The sequence below is a fragment of the Streptomyces sp. NBC_01003 genome, assembly GCF_045162695.1.
Lineage (GTDB): Bacteria > Actinomycetota > Actinomycetes > Streptomycetales > Streptomycetaceae > Streptomyces.
The window spans coordinates 5,219,649-5,239,341 of the sequence record NZ_CP108707.1; the positions used below are offsets into that span (position 1 = coordinate 5,219,649).

Annotated in this window: 19 protein-coding genes and 1 tRNA gene; 12 read left to right on the forward strand and 8 right to left on the reverse strand. The window is 69.7% G+C overall.

From position 1 onward, the window contains the following. Window positions 1–17: 17 nt before the first annotated feature. The 3 genes from OG698_RS23910 to OG698_RS23920 are packed head-to-tail and all read right to left on the reverse strand — an operon-like array spanning window position 18 to window position 2,963. Window positions 18–800 (reverse strand): TrmH family RNA methyltransferase, encoded by a 783-nt coding sequence (locus tag OG698_RS23910; RefSeq protein ID WP_406105317.1) that lies wholly within the window; start codon window positions 798–800, stop codon window positions 18–20. Window positions 801–831: 31 nt separating this feature from the next. After that, a complete protein-coding gene (locus tag OG698_RS23915) occupies window positions 832–2,031 on the reverse strand; it encodes an HTTM domain-containing protein (RefSeq protein ID WP_406105319.1) in 1,200 nt (399 codons plus the stop codon). Continuing rightward, window positions 2,028–2,963, reverse strand: a complete 936-nt coding sequence (locus OG698_RS23920; protein WP_406105322.1) for a DUF5819 family protein — start codon at window positions 2,961–2,963, stop codon at window positions 2,028–2,030. The genes OG698_RS23915 and OG698_RS23920 overlap by 4 nt, the downstream gene beginning before the upstream one ends. Before the next feature lie 263 nt (window positions 2,964–3,226). Between OG698_RS23920 and paaA the strand changes: the two genes are divergently transcribed. From paaA to OG698_RS23950, 6 genes are all read left to right on the forward strand, one after another. After that, window positions 3,227–4,276, forward strand: coding sequence for a 1,2-phenylacetyl-CoA epoxidase subunit PaaA (gene paaA / locus OG698_RS23925; protein WP_406105323.1), 1,050 nt, complete (start codon window positions 3,227–3,229; stop codon window positions 4,274–4,276). Further along, on the forward strand, window positions 4,273–4,563 hold the full coding sequence (gene paaB / locus OG698_RS23930; protein ID WP_227296143.1) for a 1,2-phenylacetyl-CoA epoxidase subunit PaaB: 291 nt from the start codon (window positions 4,273–4,275) through the stop codon (window positions 4,561–4,563). Before paaA ends, paaB begins: the two co-directional genes overlap by 4 nt. Next, the gene (gene paaC, locus OG698_RS23935) at window positions 4,560–5,306 is read left to right on the forward strand and encodes a 1,2-phenylacetyl-CoA epoxidase subunit PaaC (RefSeq protein WP_406105325.1); all 747 of its coding nucleotides are present in this window, start codon (window positions 4,560–4,562) and stop codon (window positions 5,304–5,306) included. The genes paaB and paaC overlap by 4 nt, the downstream gene beginning before the upstream one ends. After that, window positions 5,300–5,926: a 1,2-phenylacetyl-CoA epoxidase subunit PaaD gene (gene paaD / locus OG698_RS23940; RefSeq protein ID WP_406105327.1), complete on the forward strand. Its 627-nt coding sequence runs from the start codon at window positions 5,300–5,302 to the stop codon at window positions 5,924–5,926. The genes paaC and paaD overlap by 7 nt, the downstream gene beginning before the upstream one ends. After that, window positions 5,926–6,984 carry a 2Fe-2S iron-sulfur cluster-binding protein gene (locus OG698_RS23945; RefSeq protein WP_406105328.1) on the forward strand — a complete coding sequence of 353 codons (1,059 nt, stop codon included), beginning with the start codon at window positions 5,926–5,928 and terminating at the stop codon, window positions 6,982–6,984. Before paaD ends, OG698_RS23945 begins: the two co-directional genes overlap by 1 nt. Before the next feature lie 177 nt (window positions 6,985–7,161). After that, window positions 7,162–8,295, forward strand: coding sequence for an acyl-CoA dehydrogenase family protein (locus OG698_RS23950; RefSeq protein ID WP_406105330.1), 1,134 nt, complete (start codon window positions 7,162–7,164; stop codon window positions 8,293–8,295). Between the two features lie 8 nt (window positions 8,296–8,303). On the opposite strand, the gene OG698_RS23955 is transcribed toward OG698_RS23950, so the two are convergent. The 4 genes from OG698_RS23955 to OG698_RS23970 form a co-directional block, all read right to left on the reverse strand. After that, the gene (locus OG698_RS23955) at window positions 8,304–8,633 is read right to left on the reverse strand and encodes a rhodanese-like domain-containing protein (RefSeq protein ID WP_406111240.1); all 330 of its coding nucleotides are present in this window, start codon (window positions 8,631–8,633) and stop codon (window positions 8,304–8,306) included. A gap of 279 nt (window positions 8,634–8,912) precedes the next feature. Next, entirely contained in the window at window positions 8,913–9,779 is an 867-nt protein-coding gene (locus OG698_RS23960) for a hypothetical protein (protein ID WP_406105331.1), read from the reverse strand. A gap of 291 nt (window positions 9,780–10,070) precedes the next feature. Then, entirely contained in the window at window positions 10,071–11,504 is a 1,434-nt protein-coding gene (locus tag OG698_RS23965) for a DUF2252 domain-containing protein (RefSeq protein ID WP_406105333.1), read from the reverse strand. Between the two features lie 169 nt (window positions 11,505–11,673). Next, window positions 11,674–12,051, reverse strand: coding sequence for a winged helix-turn-helix transcriptional regulator (locus tag OG698_RS23970; protein WP_406105335.1), 378 nt, complete (start codon window positions 12,049–12,051; stop codon window positions 11,674–11,676). Window positions 12,052–12,185: 134 nt separating this feature from the next. Here OG698_RS23970 and OG698_RS23975 point away from each other — a divergent pair, with 134 nt between their 5' ends. Further along, window positions 12,186–12,845 carry an FMN-dependent NADH-azoreductase gene (locus tag OG698_RS23975; protein ID WP_406105336.1) on the forward strand — a complete coding sequence of 220 codons (660 nt, stop codon included), beginning with the start codon at window positions 12,186–12,188 and terminating at the stop codon, window positions 12,843–12,845. 188 nt (window positions 12,846–13,033) lie between these two features. On the opposite strand, the gene OG698_RS23980 is transcribed toward OG698_RS23975, so the two are convergent. Continuing rightward, window positions 13,034–13,117, reverse strand: a tRNA-Leu gene (locus OG698_RS23980). 512 nt (window positions 13,118–13,629) lie between these two features. Here OG698_RS23980 and OG698_RS23985 point away from each other — a divergent pair. The 5 genes from OG698_RS23985 to OG698_RS24005 all read left to right on the forward strand — a co-directional run bounded on the left by OG698_RS23985 (window position 13,630) and on the right by OG698_RS24005 (window position 19,673). Continuing rightward, on the forward strand, window positions 13,630–14,526 hold the full coding sequence (locus OG698_RS23985) for an FhaA domain-containing protein (RefSeq protein ID WP_406105338.1): 897 nt from the start codon (window positions 13,630–13,632) through the stop codon (window positions 14,524–14,526). A gap of 10 nt (window positions 14,527–14,536) precedes the next feature. Beyond that, window positions 14,537–15,067, forward strand: coding sequence for an FHA domain-containing protein (locus OG698_RS23990; protein WP_100597256.1), 531 nt, complete (start codon window positions 14,537–14,539; stop codon window positions 15,065–15,067). Between the two features lie 87 nt (window positions 15,068–15,154). Beyond that, window positions 15,155–16,747 (forward strand): Stp1/IreP family PP2C-type Ser/Thr phosphatase, encoded by a 1,593-nt coding sequence (locus OG698_RS23995; protein ID WP_406111242.1) that lies wholly within the window; start codon window positions 15,155–15,157, stop codon window positions 16,745–16,747. Window positions 16,748–16,773: 26 nt separating this feature from the next. Then, window positions 16,774–18,213, forward strand: coding sequence for an FtsW/RodA/SpoVE family cell cycle protein (locus OG698_RS24000; RefSeq protein ID WP_266562246.1), 1,440 nt, complete (start codon window positions 16,774–16,776; stop codon window positions 18,211–18,213). Further along, window positions 18,210–19,673 (forward strand): peptidoglycan D,D-transpeptidase FtsI family protein, encoded by a 1,464-nt coding sequence (locus OG698_RS24005; RefSeq protein WP_406105340.1) that lies wholly within the window; start codon window positions 18,210–18,212, stop codon window positions 19,671–19,673. Before OG698_RS24000 ends, OG698_RS24005 begins: the two co-directional genes overlap by 4 nt. Window positions 19,674–19,693: the final 20 nt, after the last annotated feature.

Consider the following 19,693-nt stretch of genomic DNA (forward strand, 5'->3'; position numbering starts at 1 on the left):
CTCCGGCCGACGTCAGCTCAGGCGGCCGGGCGGCCCGCGGGACCGCCCGGCGTGCCGCAGGTGCTCCAGTGGAAGAGCGTCATGCCGACGCTCGTCGCCAGGTTGTAGCTGGAGACCTGCGCCCGCATCGGCAGCGACACCAAGTGGTCGGCGCGGGCGCGCAGTTCGGGCGACAGGCCGCTGCGCTCCGAGCCGAAGGCGAGCAGCGCGTCGTCCGGCAGCGCGGTCCCCCGGATGTCCTCGCCCTCCGGATCGAGCGCGTACACGGGCCCCGGCGGCAGCTCCGCCACCGCCAGGCGCTCGACGGCCGTCGCGAAGTGCAGGCCGGCGCCCCCGCGGACGACGGTCGGGTGCCAGGGGTCGAGGCTGCCGGTCATGACGACGCCCGTCGCCCCGAAGCCCGCGGCGAGCCGGATGACGGCGCCCGCGTTGCCGAGGTTGCGGGGGTTGTCGAGGACGACGACGGGCGCGGTCCTCGGCAGGTGTGCCACGGCCGCCAGGTTCTCCGCCCGGTCCGGCCGCACCGCCAGCGCGGCCACCCCCGTGGGATGCAGACGCGGCACCAGAGCGCGCAGCGTCTCCTCCGGCACCTCCACCAGGAGCCCGTCCAGGGCCTCCCGCACGTCCGGGGCGAGCTCCTCGGCCAGGGCGAGCGCGGCGGCCCGGCCGGTCGCCAGAGCCACGGGCACGCGCGCGCCGAAACGCAGGGCGTGCTTGAGCGCGTGGAACCCGTCGAGGAGCACGGACGCGTCTGCACGGGCGCGCCATTCATCTACGCCGGCGATATCCACCCTGTTCATGCCGCTCGCCTGTCCACGCTGTTCGCCCTGCTCATGGCGAGAAGCCTACGTGGGCCTGTTCGGGGCTCTCGGCTGCGCGAGGCCCCGGCACCGTAGGAACACCGGCCGTACGGGAAAACAGGCCTCCACGCGCGCGTGCCACCCATCCACCCAGCCGCTTCAGGAACGGCGTCGGCAGGAACACGGCATCGGCGGCGATCATCGCGAGCGAGAAGAACGGCAGCCCGAGCAGGACGGCGATCGCCGCGTGCTCGCACATCATGGCGACCAGCAGGACGTTCTTGACGCGCCGGTTGAACAGCGTGAACGGGAAGGCGACCTGCACGGCGACCGTCCCGTACGACACGAGCATCACCATCAGCCCGTGCGAGGCGAGCAGGTCGCCCAGGGCCGGCCAGGGCGAGAAGTAGTCCAGGTGGAGCGGGTAGTAGACCGCCGTCCCGTCCTGCCAGCGACTGCCCTGGATCTTGTACCAGCCGGCGGTCGCGTAGATCAGACATGCCTCCGCCATGATCACGAGAAGAGCGGCGTTGTGCGCGAGGTTCGCGATCACGTCGAGCAGCAGTCGGGGCTCGCTGTACGGGTCCCTCCGGTTCACCGCCCACCACAGGCCCTGCACGGCCCACAGCCCCCAGAACACGACCAGCCAGCCCCCGCTCACGACCCCCATGAACGTGATCACGGAAAGCCCGAGCCCCGCGAGCCACCATGCCACCGGCCCCACCCGGTCCGGCGGCCCGATGCCGCTCTCGCGCGCAGAGTGCTCACGCGCGCGTGCCGCTCGCCGCGCGTCCAGCGACCAGACCTGCCCGCACCGCGTGAACACCAAGTAGATCGACATCAGGTGGATGACGTTGTCGCCTCCGTCGCCCATGAAGATGCTGCGGTTCTGCAGCGAGAGCACGCCGATCATGAACAGGACGGACATGGCCCGGGTACGCCAGCCCAGCATCAGCAGCGCACTGGTCACGACCACGGTGGCGTAGACGATCTCGAACCAGACGCGGCCGTCCGACCACATCAGAGCGGTGAAGGCGCCGTTGCCGGCGATGAGCTGCTGCGCCATGTCCCAGCTCCACGGCCCGTCGGGCCCGTACAGCTCGTGGCGGTGGGGGAACTCACGCAGCAGGAAGAGCAGCCAGGTCGCGGAGAACCCGATCCGGATGACGGCGGTCTGGTAAGGGCCGAGGGCGGACCCGGTGACCCGGTCTATGCGGTCTATGCGGTTCACCGGGCATCCGTCCCGTCAGTGGCGGCACGTGCGCGCGTGCCGGTGCCGTTACGGCTCCCGCTCTGGCTGTCGCCTTCGAGTGCCCTGTCCGCGACCGTCACCGTCCACCAGGGAACCTCCCGGTAGAGAGGCTTGGAATCCACTTTCTCGTCACTCCACGGGGGCGGCACCACATTGGTGGTCCGCGAGCGGACCTGGACGCGGGCGATGGTGGCCTTCTCGCCGGCGGCCGCCTTGCCGGCGGCCGTCAGCCGGTCATCGTGGGACAGCCGCAGGACGACGATGCGACGGATGTAGCGCTCGGAGAGCTGGCCGCGCAGACCGTTCGGGCGGTTCTCACTGTCGTGCGCGGACACATAGAAGTCCCAGGCCCGGCGCAACTCGTTCTGCTGCGTGTGGCTGGGCAGCAGATTCCCGTCGATGTCGGCGCCGTCCTGTGCCGACAGGTCGTACCAGCCGGTCGTACGCGTGCCGCCGTCGGCCGTACGGATCTCCGCGCGGGCCTGCACGGCGATGTTCTGCTGGAGCGGGTTGGGCGCGAACAGCTTCCAGTTCTGCTCGAACTCCGGATAGATCCAGCTGTCGACGGCCCCGCCGTACTCCTTGGAGACGGTGTTGGGCGGCGAAACGTGCAGAAACACCATCGCGACGTGCACACACGCCCCGAGCGCGATCACGACGAGCGCGCAGGCAGCGGCGATCTGGTACCGGAGGGAGAGGGCCGACAGTCCGATACGGGCTGTGGCGGATGGCGGCGGGGGCGCGAGGGGTGGGGACGCGGGATCCGGCCCAGGCTCGTGGTTCGGGTCGGGCTCGTGGTTCGGGTCGGGTACCTGATGCGGCACCGGACTGCGCGAAGGGCCCGGCTCCGGCCCCGGCTGCGGCTCCAGGTCGGAACGCCGGGCGGTCGAGCCCTTGTCGTACGCGTCCATGCCGCCCCGTCTCCCCGAGTTTCCCGATGCCTCCGGTCCGCGCTTGTGCCGAACCGATTCCTCGCCCCGCGGCCCGCTCCCGCCGCCGCACCGGCACGGTACTCAGCCGCGCTCGCGAGGCACAGGGCCATGGGACCAGCAGTGGAACTTATCCACAGGCCGGACCTCGCAGGGTTGACACCCTACGGCGCCACGTCCCACCATTGAATCCAACGAACCGAACGATCGGTCGGGAGATTCGCTCAAGGTCGAGGGAGACCGGGATGGCGACAGCAGCTGCGCACCAAGCGGCGCGGACACAGGCGGCCCACGCCACGTCCGACGCCACCGGCACCGCCTCGGGCCAAGCCTCGGGCACCGCCGGGTACCAGACAGCGTTCGACACCGCCGTCGCGGCGGAGGAGCGCATCGAGCCCCGCGACTGGATGCCGGACGCCTATCGCGCGACGCTCGTGCGCCAGATCGCGCAGCACGCCCACTCCGAGATCATCGGCATGCAGCCGGAGGCCAACTGGATCACGCGCGCCCCCTCGCTGCGGCGCAAGGCGATCCTGATGGCCAAGGTCCAGGACGAGGCCGGCCACGGCCTGTACCTGTACAGCGCCGCCGAAACGCTCGGCACGGGCCGCGACGAGCTCCTCGACAAGCTGCACAGCGGCCGCCAGAAGTACTCGTCGATCTTCAACTACCCGACGCTGACCTGGGCGGACGTCGGCGCCATCGGCTGGCTCGTGGACGGCGCCGCGATCACGAACCAGGTCCCCCTGTGCCGCTGCTCGTACGGGCCGTACGCGCGCGCCATGGTGCGGATCTGCAAGGAGGAGTCCTTCCATCAGCGCCAGGGCTACGAGCTCCTCCTCGCCCTGAGCCGCGGCACCGCGGCCCAGCACGCGATGGCGCAGGACGCCGTCGACCGCTGGTGGTGGCCGTCCCTGATGATGTTCGGCCCTCCGGACGACGAGTCGTCGCACTCCGCGCAGTCGATGGAATGGAAGATCAAGCGCCATTCGAACGACGAGCTGCGCCAGCGGTTCGTCGACATCTGCGTCCCGCAGGCCGAGTCCCTCGGGCTCACCCTCCCCGACCCGGACCTCGTGTGGAACGAGGAGCGCGGGCACCACGACTTCGGAGCCATTGACTGGACGGAGTTCTGGGAGGTCCTGAAGGGCAACGGACCGTGCAACGAACAGCGGATCACCCAGCGCAGGCAGGCGCACGACGAGGGCGCCTGGGTCAGGGAAGCGGCCGCGGCCCACGCGGCGAAACACTCCGGGGCACAAGACTCCGGGGCGAACGGGAAGGCGACGGCATGAGCGACGCGAAGGACTGGCCGCTGTGGGAGGTCTTCGTACGCTCCCGGCGCGGGCTGTCGCACACCCACGCGGGAAGCCTGCATGCGCCGGACGCCGAGCTCGCCCTGCGTAACGCCCGCGATCTGTACACCCGCCGTGGCGAAGGCGTCTCGATCTGGGTCGTCCCGTCCACCTCGATCACCGCCTCCTCGCCCGACGAGAAGGACCCCTTCTTCGAGCCCTCCGCCGACAAGCCGTACCGGCACCCGACGTTCTACGAGATCCCGGAAGGGGTGAAGCACCTGTGACCACGTCCCTGAACCCCGGCTCGTCCGTCGGCACCGTCACCGCTGCCGCGGCGCTCGCCCTGGGCGACGACGCGCTCGTGCTGTCGCACCGACTGGGGGAGTGGGCCGGACACGCCCCGGTCCTCGAAGAAGAAGTCGCCCTGGCCAACATCGCGCTCGACCTCCTCGGCCAGGCCCGGGTCCTGCTCTCCCTCGTCGGCGACGAGGACGAGCTGGCCTACCTGCGCGAGGAACGCGCGTTCCGTAACGTCCAGTTGGTCGAACAGCCCAACGGCGACTTCGCCCACACCATCGCCCGCCAGCTGTACTTCTCCACGTACCAGCGCCTCCTGTACGGCCGTCTCGCCGCGACCGACGGACCGCTCGCCGGCCTCGCCGCCAAGGCGGTCAAGGAGGTCGCGTACCACCAGGACCACGCCGAGCAGTGGACCGTACGCCTCGGGGACGGCACCGCCGAAAGCCACGACCGGATGCAGCGGGCCTGCGACGCACTCTGGCGTCACACCGGAGAGATGTTCCAGCCCGTCGACGGAATCGACGTCGACTGGCCCGAGATGGAGGCCAGTTGGACCGCATCGGTCACTGCCATCCTGGACCGGGCGACCCTGACCGTCCCCGAGGGACCGCGGACCGGAGCCTGGAGCGCCGGAGCGGGACGCCAGGGCCTGCACACGGAACCGTTCGGACGGATGCTCGCCGAGATGCAGCACCTCCACCGCAGCCACCCGGGGGCGTCATGGTGACCAAAGCCCCCGAGGCCTCCCCCCAGGACACCGCCGACCGACCGGAGACGCCGCTCGAAGCCGAGCTGCGCCGCCTCGCCGGCTCCGTGCCCGACCCCGAACTGCCCGTGCTCACCCTGGAAGAGCTCGGCGTGCTCCGCGCCGTCCACTGCCTCACCCCGGGCAGCGTCGAGGTGGAGCTGACCCCCACCTACACCGGCTGCCCCGCCGTCGAGGCCATGTCCACGGACATCGAGCGCATCCTGCACGAGCGCGGGATCCCGGACGTCACCGTCCGGCGGGTGCTCGCACCGGCCTGGACCACGGACGACATCACGGACGAGGGCCGCCGCAAGCTCCGGGAGTTCGGCATAGCGCCACCCCGCGCCGTCCGGGAGGACCAGGAACCGGTGACCGTCACCCTGGGCCCCACGCGCACCACCACACCCACGCGCTCAGCTGGCGACGCGGCCGCCGCCGCGCTCCTCGGCGCCCCCGAGGCCGCCGACTCCCCCCTGTGCTGCCCGCACTGCGGATCCACGGACACCGAACTGCTGAGCCGCTTCTCCTCCACCGCCTGCAAGGCCCTGCGGCGCTGCCTCGACTGCCGCGAACCCTTCGACCACTTCAAGGAGTTGTGATGGCCCGCTTCCACCAGCTCCGCGTAGCGGCGGTCGACCGGCTCACCGACGACTCCGTGGCCCTCACCTTCGACGTCCCCGAATCCCTTCGTCAGGAATTCCGCCACGCGCCGGGCCAGCACCTCGCCCTGCGCCGCCCGGCCGACGACGGCGAGATCCGACGCACCTACTCGATCTGCTCACCCGCACCCGGCCCCGAAGGCCCCCGCACGCTTCGCGTCGGCGTCCGCCTCGTCGAAGGCGGCTCCTTCTCGACCTACGCCCTCAAGGAGATCGCCGTCGGCGACGCCCTGGAGGTCATGACCCCTGCTGGCCGCTTCATCCTCGAACCCACCCCCGGGCTCTACGCAGCCGTGGTCGGCGGCAGCGGCATCACCCCGGTCCTGTCGATCGCGGCCACCCTGCTCGCCCGCGAACCGCACGCCCGGTTCTGCCTCATCCGCAGCGATCGCACCGCCGCCTCGACGATGTTCCTGGACGAGGTGGCCGACCTGAAGGACCGCTACCCCGACCGGTTCCAGCTGGTCACGGTCCTCTCCCGGGAGGAGCAGCAGGCCGGCCTCGACTCGGGCCGCCTCGGCCAGGAGCGCCTGACGACCCTCCTGCCCGCGCTGCTCCCCGTAGACGACATAGCCGGCTGGTACCTGTGCGGCCCCTTCGGACTCGTACAGGAAGCAGAGCGCACCCTGCGCGCCCTCGGCGTACGAAGAGCCCGCATCCACGAGGAGATCTTCCACGTCGACGACGGAGCGGCACCCGCGCGCCCCGCGCCGACGCTCGCGCACTCCACGGTCACCGCCCAGCTCGACGGCCGCTCCGGCACCTGGCCCGTCGACGACGGCGAATCACTCCTGGAGACCGTGCTGCGCAACCGCCCCGACGCTCCGTATGCCTGCAAGGGCGGCGTCTGCGGGACCTGCCGCGCGTTCCTCGTCTCGGGTGAGGTGCGCATGGACCGGAACTTCGCACTCGAACCCGAGGAGACCGACGCCGGCTACGTACTCGCCTGCCAGTCCCACCCGGCCACGGAGACGGTGGAACTGGACTTCGACCGCTGACGCTGATCTCTGATCTCTGATCTCTGATCTCTGACCGATTGAACTGCGTCACTGCCCTCCCATTCCCTCCGCGCACTCCCTCCGCGTATTCCCTTCTCGTAGAACTTGTTCTACCTTGACGCACCGTCAGATCCTGGCGGGTCGCCACGATGAACCGGTGCACGGAGGGACAGGGCAGTGGACTTCACCTTCACCGAAGAACAGCAGGCGGCCGTCGAGGCGGCCAAGGCCGTGTTCGGCCCGGTAGCGCCCGACAGCGTGCCGAGCCCGGCCCTCACCCCCGGCGCGGTCGCAGACGACTTCGACCGTGCCCTGTGGTCGAAACTCGCCGACGCCGACCTGCTCAGCCTCCTGCTCGCCCCCGAACACGGCGGCGCGGGCCTGGACGCCATCGCGCTCTGCCTGGTCCTACGAGAATCCGCCAAGGCACTCGCCCGAGTCCCGCTCCTGGAGCACACCGCGGCCGCCGTCGCCGTACAGACCTACGGCAGCGACGAGTTGAAGGAGCAGATCCTCCCCCGGGCAGCCCGCGGCGAACTCGTCCTCACCGCCGCGTCCGCGGGCCTCACCGGCCACGACCCGGCCCAACTCGCCGTCAGTGCGCACCGCGACACGGACACCTGGATCCTCGACGGCGCCCAAACCGGCGTGACTTGGGCGCACAACGCCGACCACATCGCCGTACCCGCCCACACCCCACAGGGCCGCACCGTCATCGCCGTACTGCCCCATCCGCACGAAGGACTCACCCTCGCCGAACAGATCTCCACGACCGGCGAACGCCTCGGCGAACTCCACCTCGACTCCGTGCGCCTCGAACCCCACCAGATCATCGAGACCGACGAGGCCTGGGACCGGCTGCACCAGCTCCTCACCACCGGAACCTGCGCCCTGGCACTGGGCCTCGGCGAACGCGTCCTGCAGATGACCGGCGACTACACCAGCAAGCGCGAGCAGTTCGGCTACCCGGTGGCCACATTCCAAGCGGTCGCGGTCCAGGCCGCGGACCGTTACATCGACCTGCGCGCCATGGAGGCCACCCTCTGGCAGGCCGCCTGGCGCATCAGCTCGCAGGCAGGCGGAGCACTCCCCACGGCAGGCGACATCGCGGTCGCCAAGATCTGGGCCTCGGAAGGCGTACGACGCCTCGTCCAGACCGCGCAGCATCTGCACGGAGGATTCGGCGCCGACACCGACTACCCGCTGCACCGCTACCACGCCTGGGCCAAACAGCTCGAACTGTCCCTCGGCCCGGCTGCCGCACACGAGGAGACACTCGGCGACCTGCTGGCGGCCCATCCCCTCGGCTGACCCAGGGGTCAGAGAACGAAGCCCGACTGCCCCTTGTCGTCCACGACGGGACGCCCGGCGGCGGCCCACACCTGCATGCCACCGGCTACGTTCACCGCGTCGATGCCCTGCTGCACGAGGTACATCGTCACCTGCGCGGAACGGCCGCCGGACCGGCAGACCACGTTGACCCGACCGTCCTGGGGAGCCGCCTCGGTCAGCTCGCCGAAACGCGCCACGAAATCACTGATCGGAATGTGCAACGCACCCTCGGCGTGACCCGCCTGCCACTCATCGTCCTCACGGACGTCGAGGAGAAAGTCCCCGTCCACGAGCTCGCCGACCTCAACCGTGGGCACACCAGATCCGAAATGCATACCCCCGACGCTACCCGACCCCGCCCGGGGGCCTGACCGCCAGGCACTGGGGCTGTCAGCAGCTCGGACGACCGTCACAAACGCGGAGCAGGAGCGACGCCACTCGGACTGGGGGCAACCGCCCAGCCACCGTCTGGCCGACCAGCCCGGCTGCCCAGCTGCCCAGCTGTCCGGCTGTCCGGCTGCCCCAGGTGCTCGCTCAGCTGCCGGCAGCCCGCTCGCTCAACCGCTCAACCGCCAGCGGCGTGCTCGCCAGCCCGCTCAGCTATCGGCAGCCTGCTCGCGCATCAGCCGCTCCAGCTCGACCTCGCGCTCGGCGACCTGCGCGAGCAGCTGCTCCGCGATCTCCTCGAGCAGCCGGTCGGGGTCGTCCGGCGCCATCCGCAGCATCGCGCCGATCGCGCTCTCCTCCAGCTCCTGAGCAACGGCCGTCAGCAGCTCCTTGCGCTGCGCCAGCCACTCGAGCCGCTCGTACAGCTCCTCGCTCGGGCTGGGCTTGCGCGCCTCGGGCACAGGCCCCGCGGCCCACTCGTCGGACAGCTCCCGCAGCAAGGCCTCGTCGCCGCGGCCGTATGCCGCGTTGACCCGCACGATGAACTCGTCGCGCCGCGCCCGGTCCTTCTCGTCCTGCGCCAGATCCGGGTGCGCCTTGCGGACGAGTTCCCGGTAGAGCTTGCGCGCCTCGTCGCTCGGCCGCACACGCTGCGGCGGCCGCACGGGCTGATCGGTGAGCATGGCGGAGGCCTCCGGCGAGAGACCGTCCCCGTCCATCCACTGGTCGAACAGTTCCTCGACCGCGGGCATGGGCATCACACGCGCCCTGGCCTCGTCCGCCTTACGCCGGTCCTCCGGATCCCCGCTCCGCGCGGCGACCGCCTCCGCGATCTGCGCCTCGAGCTCGTCCAGGCGCGTATACATGGGGCCGAGTTTCTGGTGGTGCAGCCGAGAGAAGTTCTCCACCTCGACCCGGAACGTCTCCACCGCGATCTCGTACTCGATCAGAGCCTGCTCGGCGGCGAGCACAGCCCGCTCAAGCCGCTCCTCGGGCCGCCCCTCAGCAACAGGCTGCCCCTGCGGCTCAGCGGCAGGGGCCTCGGACGGGGTCGACTCGGCTTCCGGGGTCGTCACCCGTCCAGCCTAGGGCACGGTCCGGGCTGCATTGCTCGACGCCTGATTTCAAAGGTTCTGGGGGGCTCCCCCTCCCCCCGCCCCCTCCCACCCCACCCCAGATCAACTCAATTCAGCCCACCCCAAACCCGGACCCAGCCCAAGCCGACCCCCCCTCGCCCCCTGAATCAGCCCCAAGCCGACTCACCCCACCCCGCCCCAACCGGCCCGCAGCACGTCCAACCCCAACCCCAATCCCAGCCCCAGCCCCAGCCCCAGCCCCCGAAGGCCGGCCCCCTTCACCGCCCCACCTCAAACCCCCATCTCAGCCCCGATCCTCCCCTCCCGCACAGCCCTGACCAGGGCTGCGTGGTCCTGTTCTGTGCGGTCCGCGTAGGTGACCGCGAACTGGGCGATGGCCTCGTCCAGTTCCTCGTTCTTGCCGCAGTAGCCGGCGATCAGTCGAGGGTCGGCGCTGTGTGCGTGTGCGCGGGCGAGGAGCGCGCCCGTCATGCGGCCGTAGTCGTCCATCTGATCGGCGGCGAGAGCCGCGGGGTCGACACTTCCCTTGCGGTTTCTGAACTGCCTTACCTGGAAGGGCCGTCCGGCCACGGTCGTCCAGCCGAGCAGGATGTCGCTGACGACCTGCATGCGCTTCTGTCCGAGGACCACGCGCCGCCCCTCATGGGCGGCCGCCGGCGTATCGAATCCGACTGCGGGCAGGTGCGGCAGCAGCGCGGAGGGGCGGGCTTCCTTCACCTGGAGCACGAGCGCCTCTCCCCGATGGTCGAGGAGCAGCACCACGTACGACCTCGTGCCCACGCTTCCGGTGCCGACGACGCGGAAGGCGACGTCCTGGATCGCGTAGCGGCCGAGCAGGGGCAGGCGGTCTTCGGAGAGTGTCTGCAGGTAGTCACCTAGGGAGGCAGCTACCTCGGACGCCTCCTCGTCGGGTACGCGGCGCAGTACGGGTGGTGCGTCGACGAAGCGGCGGGTGCCGTCCTCGGCGAGTTCGGTGGACTTGGCGGCGAATCTTCCGCTGGTGTTGTTGCGCGCCTTCTCGGAGACGCGTTCCAGCGTGCCGACGAGGTCGTGGGCGTCGGTGTGGGAGACGAGTTCCTCGTCGGCGATGGCGTTCCACGCGTCGAGGGCGGGCAGTCGGGCCAGCAGGCGCATGGTGCGGCGGTACGCGCCCACCGCGTAGTGCGCGGCTTCCCGGCACGTGTCCTCGTCGGCTCCGGCTACGCGGCCCGCGAGGACGAGCGAGGTGGCGAGTCGCTTCACGTCCCATTCCCAGGGGCCGTGCACCGTTTCGTCGAAGTCGTTGAGGTCTATGACGAGGCCGCCGCGGGCGTCGGCGTAGAGGCCGAAGTTCGCCGCGTGGGCGTCTCCGCAGATCTGGGCGCCGATGCCGGTGACGGGCGTCTGTGCGAGGTCGTGGGCCATGAGGCCGGCAGATCCGCGCAGGAATGCGAACGGGGTCGCCGCCATCCTGCCGACGCGTATGGGCGTGAGCTCTTCGATCCGGCCGAGGTTGGACTCCTCGACCGCCCTGACGGCGTCGGGGCGAGCGGGGTGCAGGGTGAGGGCCGCGTGCGCGGAGCGCGGTACGCGGTCGCGCAGGGCCTTGCCCTCCTGCTTGGGTGATCCGGAGGTGGGGCGCGCCGCGAACCCCTCGACGGCCGGCAGCCGTCGAGCCGCCAATTCCTCACGCAGTGCCGGCACCGCAGTGTCGAGCTCGGTCACGCGGACCGCCTCCCCCGTCTCTGAACATCAACTGGCAACGACCGTACCGCCGTCGGCCGCAACCCGTCAGAGCCTGTGGATAACCCCGCGATTGTGGAAAACGAGCGCGGAACCCGAGCGCGGAACCGGAGCGCGGAACCGGCACCCAGCCCTCCGTCGCCCAGCCGCTCTACCCCTCAGGCAGATACGCCTCGGCCCACAGCCCGAGTTCCTTCAGCGCCGGTTCGAGGGCGGCGCCCGCTTCGGTCAGGCGGTACGCGACACGGAGCGGGGGTCCTTCGTCGACCTCGCGTACGACGAGGCCGGCGGCGCCGAGTTCGGTGAGGCGGTCCGAGAGCATGCGCTCGCTGATGCCGGGGATGGCTCGGCGCAGGTCGGCGAAGTGAACGGGGTGCTGCAGGAGGACGGAGACCACGAGTCCCGTCCAGCGCTTGCCGAGCAGGCCGAAGACGCGGGTGATGCCGCCGTCGACCCGCTTGCACGCGTCGGGATTGTGGCTCCCCGCCTCGCGTACGGAGCCGCTCTCGTGTTCCCCGTTGCCCGCCATGCCTTCAGAGTACTGCCCTCCCGTAGGGGACTAAATAAAAGTAAGTTACTGTTCTTACCGTAGCTACGAACGGAACTACACCTACCCAGCCACCCACCTACTTCCCGACCACCCCGCACCTTTGGAGACCCCCAATGCCCACCCTTCTTCACATCGACTCGTCCGTCTGGCCCGGCTCGGCCTCCGCCTCCCGCACCGTCACCGACGCCTTCCGCAAGACCTGGGAGGAGCAGCACCCCGACGGCACCGTGATCTACCGCGATCTGGCCGTGAACCCGGTCCCGCACCTGGACACGGTCGGCGCCTCCGCCGGTTTCGCCGATCCCGCCACCCACAGCCCGGAGCAGGCCGCGGCCTTCGCCGAGCGCAGGGAGCTCATCGAGGAGCTGGAGCAGGCGGACGCGGTGCTGATCGGCACCCCTATGTACAACTTCTCGATCCCGTCGACCCTGAAGGCGTGGCTGGACCAGGTGATCCTCATGGGGCGCACCGCCGGCGAGACGCCGTCCGCGAAGGGGACGCCGGTCACGGTCGTCGCCAGCCGTGGCGGCTCGTACGCGCCGGGCACCCCGCGCGAGCCCTTCGAGTACGTGCAGAACTACCTGCGTGACCTTCTCGGCACGATGCTCGGCCTGGACGTGGCCTTCATCGTTCCCGAACTGACCCTGGCGCACACGACTCCGGCGATGAGCGAGCTCATCCCGCTCGCCGAGGCGTCCCGTGCCAAGGCCCTGGAGGACGCTGACGCCCGGGCCAAGGAGCTCGCCGCGCGCTTCTCGGCCGACGCCGCCTGACGCTCCGCACCGTCACCGAGGCACCCAGGCACCGAGGGTCGCCTGTCCCGTACGACTCCCGTACGACCCGTCCCGTACGACGCCGGGGACCCTTCAACAATCAGTGTGATTGTCCTCACCACGGGACCGCTCACAGCCGGGAAACGCAGAAGCCCCGCAGATCTGAGATCTGCGGGGCTTCTGTCTTGTGCGCGAGGGGGGAGTTGAACCCCCACGCCCTTTCGGGCACTGGAACCTGAATCCAGCGCGTCTGCCTATTCCGCCACCCGCGCATTGGGTGTGCCTTCCGGCCCCTCACCCTTTTGGGGTGAGCGCCTTCCGACATCCAGAAGATTAGCACGCTGCCGAGGGTGGATTCACATCCGTTTTCGCGGGCACCTGCTGGGCAGGCCCACCCCCGCTGACCTCGCATCCGATGCAGTCAGCCAGCAGTCAGCCGACAGTCCGACAGCACTTCACCAGCAGTCCGAAGCCCCCGGAGAGATCCACTCCACCCCAGGGCCCCTCCCCGAGGCCCCGCCCCGAAGACCCGCCGCCGACGCAGTGAAAGGCACACATCCGCACTCCCGCAGCCCCGGACCCGAGCGCCCCCTCCGTCTCACCTTCCCCGTCCCCTCCCGGCTCCGCCGCCGCGTGCGGGACACTGTCCAGGGACCCCCTCTACGATCCAGCTGTGAGGGTCGACACTCATCGACCGGGCTGACAGGGGGAACCAGCCGATTTCCCGGCGCGTGGATACGATCAGTAAGCAGTACCAGGACGAAAACGAAGGAGGAGGTGCCCCATGGGAGTCCTGAAGAAGTTCGAGCAGCGTCTCGAGGGTCTGGTCAACGGCACCTTCGCCAAGGTGTTCAAGTCCGAGGTCCAGCCCGTCGAGATCGCCGGCGCCCTCCAGCGCGAGTGCGACAACAACGCGACGATCTGGAACCGCGAGCGGACCGTCGTCCCCAACGACTTCATCGTGGAGCTGAGCGCGCCCGACTTCGAGCGCCTCAGCCCCTACTCGGGACAGCTCGGCGACGAGCTGTCCGGCATGGTGCGCGACTACGCGAAGCAGCAGCGCTACACCTTCATGGGACCGATCAAGGTCCACCTGGAGAAGGCGGACGACCTGGACACGGGTCTGTACCGGGTACGCAGCCGCACGCTCGCGTCGAGCACCAACCAGCAGCAGTCCCAGCCCTCCCAGCAGCCGCCGCAGCCCGGCCGGGGTCCCGCTTCGGCGCCCCCGGCGGCGGGCGGAGGCTACGGCTATCCGCCGGCGGCGAACGCTGCCGCGGGGTACGGCCAGCCGTCGGCCGGCGCGCCGCCGATGCCCGCGGGGCCGCCTCCGGGCCGCCCTGCGCAGGCCCCGACGGGAGCCCGGCCGCGTAACCAGGCAGGACCGCTGCCCGGCGCACAGGTGCGTCACTGGATCGAGATCAATGGCACACGCCATCAGATCTCGCGCCCCACGCTGGTCCTCGGCCGCAGCACCGAAGCCGATGTGCGGATCGACGACCCCGGCGTCTCTCGCCGGCACTGTGAGATTCGGACCGGAACGCCCTCGACGATCCAGGATCTCGGGTCCACCAACGGCATCGTGGTGGACGGGCAGCACACCACCCGCGCTACGCTCCGCGACGGCTCGCGGATCGTCGTGGGCAGTACCACCATCATTTACCGGCAAGCCGAAGGGTGAAGCGGGGGCAATGTCAGAGCTGACCCTTACGGTCATGCGGTTGGGTTTCCTGGCCGTTCTGTGGCTGTTCGTGATCGTGGCCGTCCAGGTCATCCGCAGCGACCTGTTCGGCACGCGCGTCACCCAGCGCGGGTCGCGTCGTGACAGCGGGCGCCAGCAGCAGGCCGCGGCCCGCCAGGCCGCGCCGCCGCAGCAGCGCGCCCAGCAGCAGAACAGCGGTGGAGGCGGCGGGCGGCAGCGCCGCGGCGCCCCCACGAAACTCGTCGTCTCCGAGGGCACCCTCACGGGCACCACGGTGGCGCTGCAGGGCCAGACCATCACGCTGGGCCGTGCGCACGATTCGACGATCGTTCTCGACGACGACTACGCGTCGAGCAAGCATGCCAGGATCTACCCGGACCGGGACGGACAGTGGATCGTGGAGGACCTCGGGTCCACCAACGGCACCTATCTCGACCGGGCCCGGCTGACCACCCCGCAACCGATTCCGCTCGGCGCGCCGATCCGCATCGGCAAGACCGTCATCGAGCTGCGGAAGTAGTACGACAATGAGCGAGCGGAGCGAGCGAGCCGACGCGGTCCCCCAAGACCTGAGCGCGCTCCCGACCGGAGGGTGGGCACCGTGCGGATGTACCCGGAGCCGACGGGCGAGGTGCGCATGAGTCTGTCACTGCGCTTCGCCGCCGGATCGCACAAAGGCATGATCCGCGAGGGGAACGAGGACTCGGGCTACGCCGGTCCGCGTCTTCTCGCGATCGCCGACGGCATGGGCGGTCAGGCCGCCGGTGAGGTCGCCTCGTCGGAGGTGATCTCGACGATCGTCGCGCTCGACGACGACGTTCCCGGCTCCGACATCCTCACGTCGCTCGGCACGGCCGTGCAGCGGGCCAACGACCAGCTGCGGATGATGGTCGAGGAGGACCCCCAGCTGGAAGGCATGGGGACGACCCTGACCGCTCTGCTGTGGACGGGTCAGCGCCTCGGTCTCGTGCACGTCGGCGACTCACGCGCCTATCTGCTGCGCGACGGTGTGCTGACGCAGATCACGCAGGACCACACCTGGGTGCAGCGCCTCGTCGACGAGGGGCGGATCACCGAGGAGGAAGCCACCACCCACCCGCAGCGTTCGCTCCTGATGCGGGCGCTCGGCAGTGGTGACCATGTCGAGCCCGACCTCTCCATCCGCGAAGTGCGGGCCGGCGACCGGTACTTGATCTGCTCCGACGGCCTGTCCGGCGTCGTCTCCCACCAGACGATGGAGGAGACCCTCGCCAGCTACCAGGGCCCGCAGGAGACCGTGCAGGACCTGATCCAGCTCGCGCTGCGCGGCGGTGGCCCGGACAACATCACGGTGATCGTGGCGGACGTCCTGGACATCGACAGCGGTGACACGCTCGCCGGTCAGCTGTCCGACGCGCCGGTCATCGTGGGCGCGGTCGCCGAGAACCAGCAGCACCAGCTGCACGACGGCGGGGCGATGCAGACCCCCGCGGGCCGTGCGTCGGAGCTCGGGCGCGGGTCCGGCAGGCCGGTGCCCGGGCAGGGCGGCGGCGGTGGCGAGTTCGGCCCGCCCGGCAGCGGCGACGCGGCCGGTTACGCCCCCGAGGGAAGCTTCGGCTCGTACGGGGACGACGACTTCGTCAAGCCGCGGCGCGGCCGTAAGTGGCTCAAGAGATCCTTCTTCATCGTCCTGGCGCTGGCCGTCGTGGGCGGTGGCCTGTACGGCGGCTACCGCTGGACGCAGACGCAGTACTACGTCGGTTCGAACGAGTCGCATGTCGCGCTGTACCGCGGCATCAGCCAGGACCTGGCGTGGGTGAGTCTGTCGAACGTCGAGAAGGACCACCCCGAGATCGAACTCAAGTACCTGCCGCCCTACCAGCGCAAGCAGGTCGAGGCGACGATCACCGAGGGCAGCTTCGGTGACGCCAAGGACAAGATCGGCGAGCTGTCGCTGCAGGCCTCGGCCTGCAGGAAGGACGCCGAGCGCCGTCAGGCGGAGAACGAGCAGAACGCGAAGACCGGCGAGGGCGAGGCGGGTGGCACCACGGGCGCCACCAAGACGTCTTTCACCACGTCGCGCACCTCGGCGAAGACAGCGCCGAGTCCGACACCCACGCCGTCCGGAACGGCCAAGTCCAAGACCGCACCGACGCCCACACCTGGCCCCAGCCTCTCGGAGGATGAGCAGAAGCTGGTCCCGCTGTGCGGTAAGCAGTAAGCAGCCGTTGGGGGCCTTTGCACGCCATGAGCAGTAGCACTACACACACGTCGACCATCGGCGCGATCGGTGCGCCGAGTCGGCGCAACACCGAGCTCGCGCTCCTCGCGTTCGCCGTCGTCATCCCCGTTTTCGCGTACGCGAACGTGGGCCTGGCGATCGACGGCTCGCTGCCCGCCGGGCTCCTGGGCTACGGCCTCGGCCTCGGCCTGCTCGCGGGCGTCGCGCACATCGTCGTACGCCGGTTCGCGCCGTACGCAGATCCGCTGCTCCTGCCGATCGCGACCCTGCTCAACGGCATGGGCCTGGTCATCATCTGGCGCTTGGACCAGTCGGAGCGCCTGCAGCAGCTGGCCAAGTCGCAGTACGGGTCGTTCAGCCCGGACGCGCCGAACCAGCTGATGTACTCCGCGATCGGCATCGCCCTGTTCGTGGGCGTGCTCATGCTGCTCAAGGACCACCGCATCCTGCAGCGCTACACGTACATCTCCATGGTGGGCGCGCTGATCCTGCTGCTGCTGCCGCTCGTGCCGGGCCTCGGTATGAACGTGTTCGGCGCGAAGATCTGGATCAGCATCGGCGGGTTCTCCATCCAGCCCGGTGAGTTCGCGAAGATCGTCATCGCGGTGTTCTTCGCGGGCTACCTGATGGTGAAGCGGGACGCGCTCGCGCTGGCCAGCCGCCGCTTCATGGGCCTGTACCTGCCGCGTGGCCGTGACCTCGGACCGATCATCGTCGTCTGGGTGATGTCGATCCTCATCCTGGTCTTCGAGACGGACCTCGGTACGTCTCTGCTGTTCTTCGGCATGTTCGTCGTGATGCTGTACGTCGCCACGGAGCGCACCAGCTGGATCGTGTTCGGTCTGCTGATGTCGGCGGTCGGCGCGGTCGGTGTCGCCTCGTTCGAGCCGCACGTGCAGAGCCGTGTCCAGGCGTGGCTCGACCCGATGCACGAGTACATGCTCAGCAGGCAGGGCGTCGCCGGTCACTCCGAGCAGGCGATGCAGGCGCTGTGGGCGTTCGGCTCCGGTGGCGTGCTCGGCACGGGCCTCGGCCAGGGCCACTCCGACCTGATCAAGTTCGCCGCGAACTCCGACTTCGTCCTCGCCACGTTCGGCGAGGAGCTCGGCCTCGCGGGCATCATGGCGATCCTGCTGATGTACGGGCTGATCGCGGAGCGCGGTCTGCGTACGGCTCTCGCGGCCCGCGACCCGTTCGGCAAGCTGCTCGCGGCGGGTCTGTCCGGCGCGTTCGCGATCCAGGTGTTCGTCGTCGCCGGCGGTGTCATGGGTCTCATCCCGCTGACCGGTATGACCATGCCGTTCCTCGCGTACGGCGGTTCCTCCGTGATCGCGAACTGGGCACTGATCGGCATCCTGATCCGTATCAGCGATACCGCGCGCCGCCCGGCGCCGGCTCCCGCCCCCAGCCCCGACGCCGAGATGACCCAGGTGGTCCGACCGTGAACAAGCCCCTGCGCCGGATCGCGATCTTCTGCGGGCTCCTCGTCCTCGCCCTGCTGATCCGCGACAACTGGCTCCAGTACGCCCAGGCCGACAAGCTGCAGTCCGACAAGCAGAACCCGCGCGTCGCCATCGAGCGGTACGCACAGCCGCGCGGCGACATCATCGTCGACGGCAAGTCGATCACGGGTTCCGTGGCGACGGACGGCACCGACCTCAAGTACAAGCGGACCTGGAAGGACGGGCCCATGTGGTCGCCCGTCACCGGGTACGCCTCGCAGCTGGTCGGCGCGAGCCAGATCGAGTCCATCGAGGACGGCATCCTCACCGGCAACGACGACCGGCTGTTCTTCCGCCGCACCCTCGACATGATCACCGGCAAGAAGAAGGAGGGTGGCAACGTCGTCACCACCCTCAACGCCGACGCGCAGAAGGCCGCGTACGACGGTCTGAAGAACCGTGGCAAGGGTGCCGCCGTCGCGATCGACCCGAAGACCGGCGCGATCCTCGCGATGGCGTCGACGCCCTCGTACGACCCGTCGTCGTTCGCCGGGATCCTGCAGAAGGACGGCGACACGTTCGGCAAGCTCGACAAGAACAAGGACAAGCCGCTCACGAACCGCGCGCTGCGCGAGACGTACCCGCCCGGCTCGACCTTCAAGATCGTTACCGCCGCGGCCGCGCTGGAGCACAACCTCTACAACGGCGCCGACGAGAAGACCGACACCCCGCTGCCGTGGATCATGCCCGGCACCACGACGCCGCTGAAGAACGAGGGCAACATCCCCTGCAAGGACGCGACGCTGCGCGTGGCGCTGCGCTTCTCCTGCAACACCGTCTTCGGCAAGGTCGGCGCCGACCTCGGCAACGACAAGATGCTGGAGACGGCGGAGAAGTTCGGCTTCAACAAGGAGCAGTTCACCCCGGTCCGTTCGAACGCGTCCGTGTTCTCCGACGACATGAACAAGTCGCAGACGGCGCTGTCGTCGATCGGTCAGTACAACACCGCGGCGACGCCGCTGCAGATGGCCATGGTGGCCTCCGCGGTCGCCAATGACGGCAAGCTCATGGAGCCGTACATGGTCAGCGAGCTCCAGGCGCCGAACCTCGACACGATCGAGCACCACACGCCGAAGGAGATGAGCCGGCCGCTGTCGGAGAAGAACGCCCAGATCCTTCAGTCGATGATGGAGACGGTCGTCAGCGAAGGCACCGGTACGAACGCGCAGATCCCCGGCTATACCGTCGGCGGAAAGACGGGTACCGCCCAGCACGGCCTCAACAACAGCGAGAAGCCGTACGCGTGGTTCCTGTCGTACGCGAAGGCCAAGGACGGCAGCTCGCCGGTCGCCGTGGCCGTGGTCGTCGAGGACGGCAGCGCGAACCGTGACGACATCTCCGGTGGCGGTCTGGCGGCGCCGATCGCCAAGAGCGTGATGGAAGCGGTGCTCGCCAAGAAGTGACTCCGATCACGACTCCTTCA